Source organism: Oleiphilus sp. HI0128, from assembly GCF_001635365.1.
The window spans coordinates 1-5,491 of record NZ_LWGG01000794.1 but is presented as its reverse complement, the minus strand read 5'-3'; the positions used below and the strand labels follow the sequence as shown (position 1 = coordinate 5,491).

Below are 5,491 nucleotides of genomic sequence, written 5' to 3'. Positions count from 1 at the left end.
ACGTGGAATCTTATCGCCTGCTGATACATCAATCACGTAGATAGTTAAGTCCGATAGTTCTGGGCTAAAGGTCGCACTAAGGTTATCACCGCCACTTTCTACAAAAACGACATCGAGCTCTCCATGGCGCTTCATCAGCTCATCAATCGCAGCCAAGTTCATTGAGGCATCTTCACGAATCGCGGTATGTGGACAGCCACCCGTTTCAACACCCAGGATTCGGTCTTCATCCAAAGCTTCGTGACGCGTCAGGAATAAAGCATCTTCCTGGGTATAAATATCATTGGTTACCACTGCAATATTGTAGTGATCTTTTAATGCTGCACAAAGTGAGCGCAATAAGGCGGTTTTACCTGAACCAACAGGGCCCCCGACACCGACTCGTAGCGTTTGTTTTTTTGCCATTGTTATATCCTATATTTTTCGTCATCCCCGCGCAGGCGGGGATCCATTGTTTTAATTCCCCCTAAGACCTTAGATTCCCGCCTTCGCGTGAATGACTATAGGGGACGTGATCGTAAGCTTTTCAACTAAGAACGGAAAAGCCTTGAGTATTGCTGTTCATGTAAGGCGCTGGCTATGGCCAATCCGGGTAGACCACCGCCTATTTTGTCTTCATCTATTTGTTCAGCCAAAGCAATCGATTCTGCAATCTCTGGTTGAAACAAGGTCAGCATTTGTTGAGCTTGAGTCTGACCCAAAGGCACCATTTTAGTGGCCCCTGCCACCTGGTTTTCTAGCCATGACCAGACAAAACCATTGGCCGCATCTTCAAAAACGATTCCCCACTTTTGCGCCGCATAAGCGAATAAGGTCGCAAAGCTGTGTTCTTCGCCTTCCTGAGTGACGCATTCTGGCAAGTCAAAATCCAAGCTTTTCAAGAGTCGCAATAAAGCAGCGCCCATTGCCGTATCTGTTAGCCGTAGTTCTTTCGTTTCCCGGGATGCGATCGATAAATCATTAAGAAACATAAAACGCTGCCAGTCTTCTTCAGCCGTGCTTTCCATGGCACCACGTAAAATTGGCAGATCGACTTTGGCCAGGCTTTCTCGCATTTGAAGTCGAATCCAGGACTCGGCATCGTTGAAGTTTTTTATCCAACGACACTCTATTGCATACTCCATGCCTTGCGAAAAGGCATAGCCACCTACCGGTAGGCTAACCGAGCTTAACTGCAGCAAACGTGACAGGGCTAAAGGATTACTCATTCGTGCGAATGTCCATCATGAGAATGACCGTGTGAATGTGAGTGCCCACCCTTGGAATATGCACCAGACTCAGGAGCGAACACTTCTCCTTCATGTGTCACCACTAAACCCAGTAAGTGCAGCATTTCTTCCAAGACGTGGTCAGGCTTAATTCTCAACCAACGCTCACCCACTTCAATTTTTGTATGGCGGTTACCCAAATGATAACAGGCACGCGAGAAAGTACGCCAGTCTTCACAGCTGGCATGCGCGACAGACTCAACAGCACCTTGAACCTGAATAATTTTTCCGCACTCAGACTTGAGATACTCTCCCACCAATAGAGGCTTGCCACGCTCTAGAAAGACACGTACATCAACACCGTTTTCACTCGTTAATTTAAGCCTTCCTCTATCACGCTGGTCCGAGTCTAGCTTGACGACTTCTGAAACCTCTTCATGACAATGCGTGCCGAGTCTTTCGTATACTTCTAACATAATCTTCCTTTTTTGAAGGCCTTATTTACCCTCGAACTCATCGGCTTCGACCTTGTCGGACTGAAGTCCGACCTACCATGCTAGTACATAGCCTGTAGGTCGGGTTTTAACCCGACTGGTCGGTGCCTAAATAGCGTTTAAAACAATGTGTACAATTGCGCCAATGGCAACTCGTCTGCCGGTTCACAAGTTAGCAACTCACCATCCGCTCTAACTTCATAAGTCTGCGGATCTACGGTGATCTCTGGCTGCCAATCATTCAACACCATGTCTGACTTACGAATAGAGCGCGTATTCTTACAAGCACTCAGGTTTCGGCTAAGACCAAGCGCCTCGCCAATATCGTTCTTCAAAGACGCTTCTGAGACAAAGGTCACTGAGGTTTTCGCCGCTGCTAAACCTTGCGCACCAAACATTGGTCGATAGTGTACTGGCTGAGGTGTTGGAATCGATGCGTTAGGGTCCCCCATGGGTGCTGCAGCGATCATTCCGCCTTTGATAATCGTAGAGGGTTTGATGCCAAAGAAGGCAGGCTTCCATAACACCAAGTCGGCCAATTTACCTTTTTCAATCGACCCGACCTCATGAGAGATACCGTGCGCGATCGCAGGGTTGATTGTGTATTTAGCTATATAGCGACGTGCTCTAAAGTTGTCGGCATCACAACCTGAATCTTCTGGCAACAAACCAAATTGTGTCTTCATCTTATGAGCGGTTTGCCAGGTTCGGGTAATCACTTCCCCGACACGTCCCATCGCTTGGGAGTCGGAGGAAATCATACTGAAGGCACCACGGTCATGGAAAATATCTTCGGCGGCAATCGTTTCTTTACGGATTCTTGAGTCAGCAAAGGCAACATCTTCAGGAATAGAACTATCTAAATGGTGACATACCATCAGCATATCCAGGTGCTCGTCAACCGTGTTACGCGTGTAAGGGCGTGTTGGGTTGGTAGATGAAGGCAATACATTCGGGTAAGCACAAGCACGAATGATATCAGGTGCGTGACCACCACCGGCACCCTCAGTGTGATACGTGTGGATCACGCGGTCTTTAAACGCACCAATGGTATCATCGACGAAGCCTGATTCATTCAAGGTGTCGGTATGGATTGCAACCTGAACATCATATTCTTCTGCTACGGATAAACAGCAATCAATGGAAGCTGGCGTGGTTCCCCAATCTTCGTGGAGCTTCAAGCCGCAAGCGCCTGCATCGAGCTGTTCTCTTAGGGCTTCAGGTAAACTTGCATTCCCTTTACCCAAGAAGCCAAAGTTCATGGGCATTTGGTCGGTGGATTGCATCATCTTACCGATGTACCACGGTCCAGAGGTACAAGTTGTGGCGTTAGTACCGGTTGACGGGCCGGTGCCGCCACCAATCATTGTGGTCACGCCTGACATTAAGGCTTCTTCAACTTGCTGTGGACAAATAAAGTGAATATGAGCATCAATGCCGCCAGCAGTAAGGATAGAGCCTTCACCCGCGAGTACATCTGTGCCAGGGCCAATCGCAATATCAACACCGTCCTGAACATCCGGGTTTCCGGCTTTGCCAACACCGACGATACGACCGTCTTTGACACCAACATCACCTTTAACGATTCCCCAGTGATCAAGCACCAAAGCGTTGGTAATCACTAGGTCGACAGTATCGGCACATGAGCGCTGACTTTGCCCCATGCCATCTCGAATCACCTTACCGCCACCAAACTTCACTTCTTCGCCGTAGGTGGTGTAATCCTTCTCCACTTTGATCCAAAGATCGGTATCGCCTAAACGAACTTTATCACCCACCGTTGGACCGAACATTTGCGCGTAGGCTTTTTTATCCATCTTAGTCATCTTTTCTCTCCTCAGCTCAAAGCTATAGCGCGCCCATTACATCACCACGGAATCCGTAGACCTTACGGTCACCCGCATAAGCCACCAGCTCTACTTCCCGGCCCTGTCCAGGTTCAAATCTTACCGCCGTGCCCGAGGCAATATTTAAACGAAAGCCTTTGGTCTTGTCTCGATCAAAACTTAAAGCTAAATTAGTTTCAAAAAAATGATAGTGAGAGCCGACCTGAATGGGTCGGTCACCGGTGTTTTCAACACGCAAGCTTAATGTCTCACGCCCTGCGTTCAGTTCAATATCGCCCTTGGCGACTTGGTATTCTCCAGGAATCATACTTGTCCCCTTATCAATAGATATTCGTTCATAGTTGTGTCATTCCTGCGTTATCCCCTAACTAACCCTCATGGATCCCGGCTTAAGACACCACCGCCCCGTAACCCCCGTCATTCCCGCGGTCACTTGAGCAGGAATCCATCTTCGTCGATACCCCTTGCTAGCCCTCATGGATCCCGGCTTAAAACACCACCGGGATGACAGTTGTGAGTGTTACCACCGGTGTGACTATGTGAGTGTCACTAACGGAATAAAAAGGCCAATTAATCGACTTATGAAATCGGGTCGTGAACGGTGACCAGTTTAGTTCCATCAGGAAAGGTCGCTTCGACTTGCACTTCATGAATCATCGAGGCGACACCGTCCATTACTTGCTCTTCAGTCAACAAGGTTTTGCCGTAGCTCATTAGTTCGGCAACCGTTTTACCGTCTCGAGCGCCTTCAATAATTTCCATTGTCAGGTAGGCCATGGCTTCGGGGTAGTTTAATTTTAAGCCTCTGTTCAAGCGTCTTTCAGCCAGCAACGCGGCGGTGAAAACCAGTAGCTTATCTTTCTCTCTAGGTAATAGTTCCATAATTCACTCTTATATAATCTGACACTTAAGTTAACCAAATTCTTGGTTCGGTGGCTTTGCGCCCCGATAGCACTGGACGAACCAATGCCCATGCTTCGCCTAATAAATTTCTTGCTCGTTCAGTGCAGTTACCGAGGTATCTGACGGTTAGAAACTCACCTGTCATGCTTAACGCTAGCAAATCATCTCCTGGCATACCACTTTGTTTGATAAGCAATGCCTCAAGCATGGTTTCATGCTCCGCACTATCGATAGTTTCGTTGAAGGGCCCAGCAACAAATAGTGCATTAACGGGCTTTTCTTGAAGTCCACCCGTTCCATGTAAAACGGATGTGTCACCTGGCGCTAAACTGAGGGCTTCATTGAAACGAATACGGCCTTGCTGCCATATCTGCAAGCGCTGCTCGCAACTACCGTCTTCGAACGCCAAGTTATTCGCCGGTAAGCCAAAACAAGTGACCTCCCAAGCCATTACCTTAGCACCTTCTGCCAGTTCAACTTGGGTATTCATACGTGCATGAGACTTAGGGAAAAGAATAGTTTCTAGCGGTAACCATTCCAACACGGCGTCGCTTTCGACTCGCAAGGTCATATTTTGTGTTTGAACACCCGAGTCGTCGCGAGCCTTATAGACTCTACCCGCGCCGGGCGTAGTGATGAGTGCCTCACTGCCAGATTCAACCTGTATGTCGATATCTAGGGTATCACCAGTTACCAAGCCGCCCGGCGGGTGCAGCAAATAAGCGTGCGCACAGTCAGGGCCTTCAGGGTAAAACGCTTTTTGAACGTAAAGCGGACCTTGATGTTCACTAGCAACCAAGCGTGTACCACGTGATCGTTGCGCAAAGCGTAAACGCAGATAGGCCTGCCACTGACCGTGGTCAGAAACAATGTCTTCAATGAGTGTTGGGTCGAGTGCTTGGTTCATTTTTGTTATTCATTTATATTTTTGATTCTTGTCGTCTAGAAAACGTCATTCCAAAGTACTCCGTCATTCCAAAGACTCCCGTCATTCCAAAGACCCCCTTCATTCCAAAGACCCCCGTCATTCCAAAGACCC

At 48.2% G+C, this 5,491-nt stretch carries 7 protein-coding genes; all 7 read right to left on the bottom strand.

All coding sequences use genetic code 11. The annotated features are described in order from the left end of the window. The coding region (gene ureG, locus A3763_RS11465; protein WP_068760047.1) for an urease accessory protein UreG at positions 1-405 on the bottom strand (405 nt) is incomplete at its 3' end. Positions 406-530: 125 nt separating this feature from the next. Further along, positions 531-1,208: an urease accessory protein UreF gene (locus A3763_RS11460; RefSeq protein WP_068512998.1), complete on the bottom strand. Its 678-nt coding sequence runs from the start codon at positions 1,206-1,208 to the stop codon at positions 531-533. Beyond that, complete coding sequence (gene ureE, locus A3763_RS11455; RefSeq protein ID WP_068513002.1) at positions 1,205-1,684, bottom strand: urease accessory protein UreE; 480 nt, start codon at positions 1,682-1,684, stop codon at positions 1,205-1,207. The genes A3763_RS11460 and ureE overlap by 4 nt, the downstream gene beginning before the upstream one ends. A 137-nt stretch (positions 1,685-1,821) precedes the next feature. Then, on the bottom strand, positions 1,822-3,528 hold the full coding sequence (ureC, locus tag A3763_RS11450) for an urease subunit alpha (RefSeq protein WP_068513006.1): 1,707 nt from the start codon (positions 3,526-3,528) through the stop codon (positions 1,822-1,824). Between the two features lie 22 nt (positions 3,529-3,550). Continuing rightward, positions 3,551-3,856, bottom strand: coding sequence for an urease subunit beta (locus tag A3763_RS11445; protein WP_068634317.1), 306 nt, complete (start codon positions 3,854-3,856; stop codon positions 3,551-3,553). Between the two features lie 272 nt (positions 3,857-4,128). After that, on the bottom strand, positions 4,129-4,431 hold the full coding sequence (locus tag A3763_RS11440) for an urease subunit gamma (RefSeq protein ID WP_068512141.1): 303 nt from the start codon (positions 4,429-4,431) through the stop codon (positions 4,129-4,131). A 25-nt stretch (positions 4,432-4,456) separates the two neighbouring features. Then, the gene (locus A3763_RS11435) at positions 4,457-5,359 is read right to left on the bottom strand and encodes an urease accessory protein UreD (protein ID WP_068634316.1); all 903 of its coding nucleotides are present in this window, start codon (positions 5,357-5,359) and stop codon (positions 4,457-4,459) included. Between the last annotated feature and the right edge of the window lie 132 nt (positions 5,360-5,491).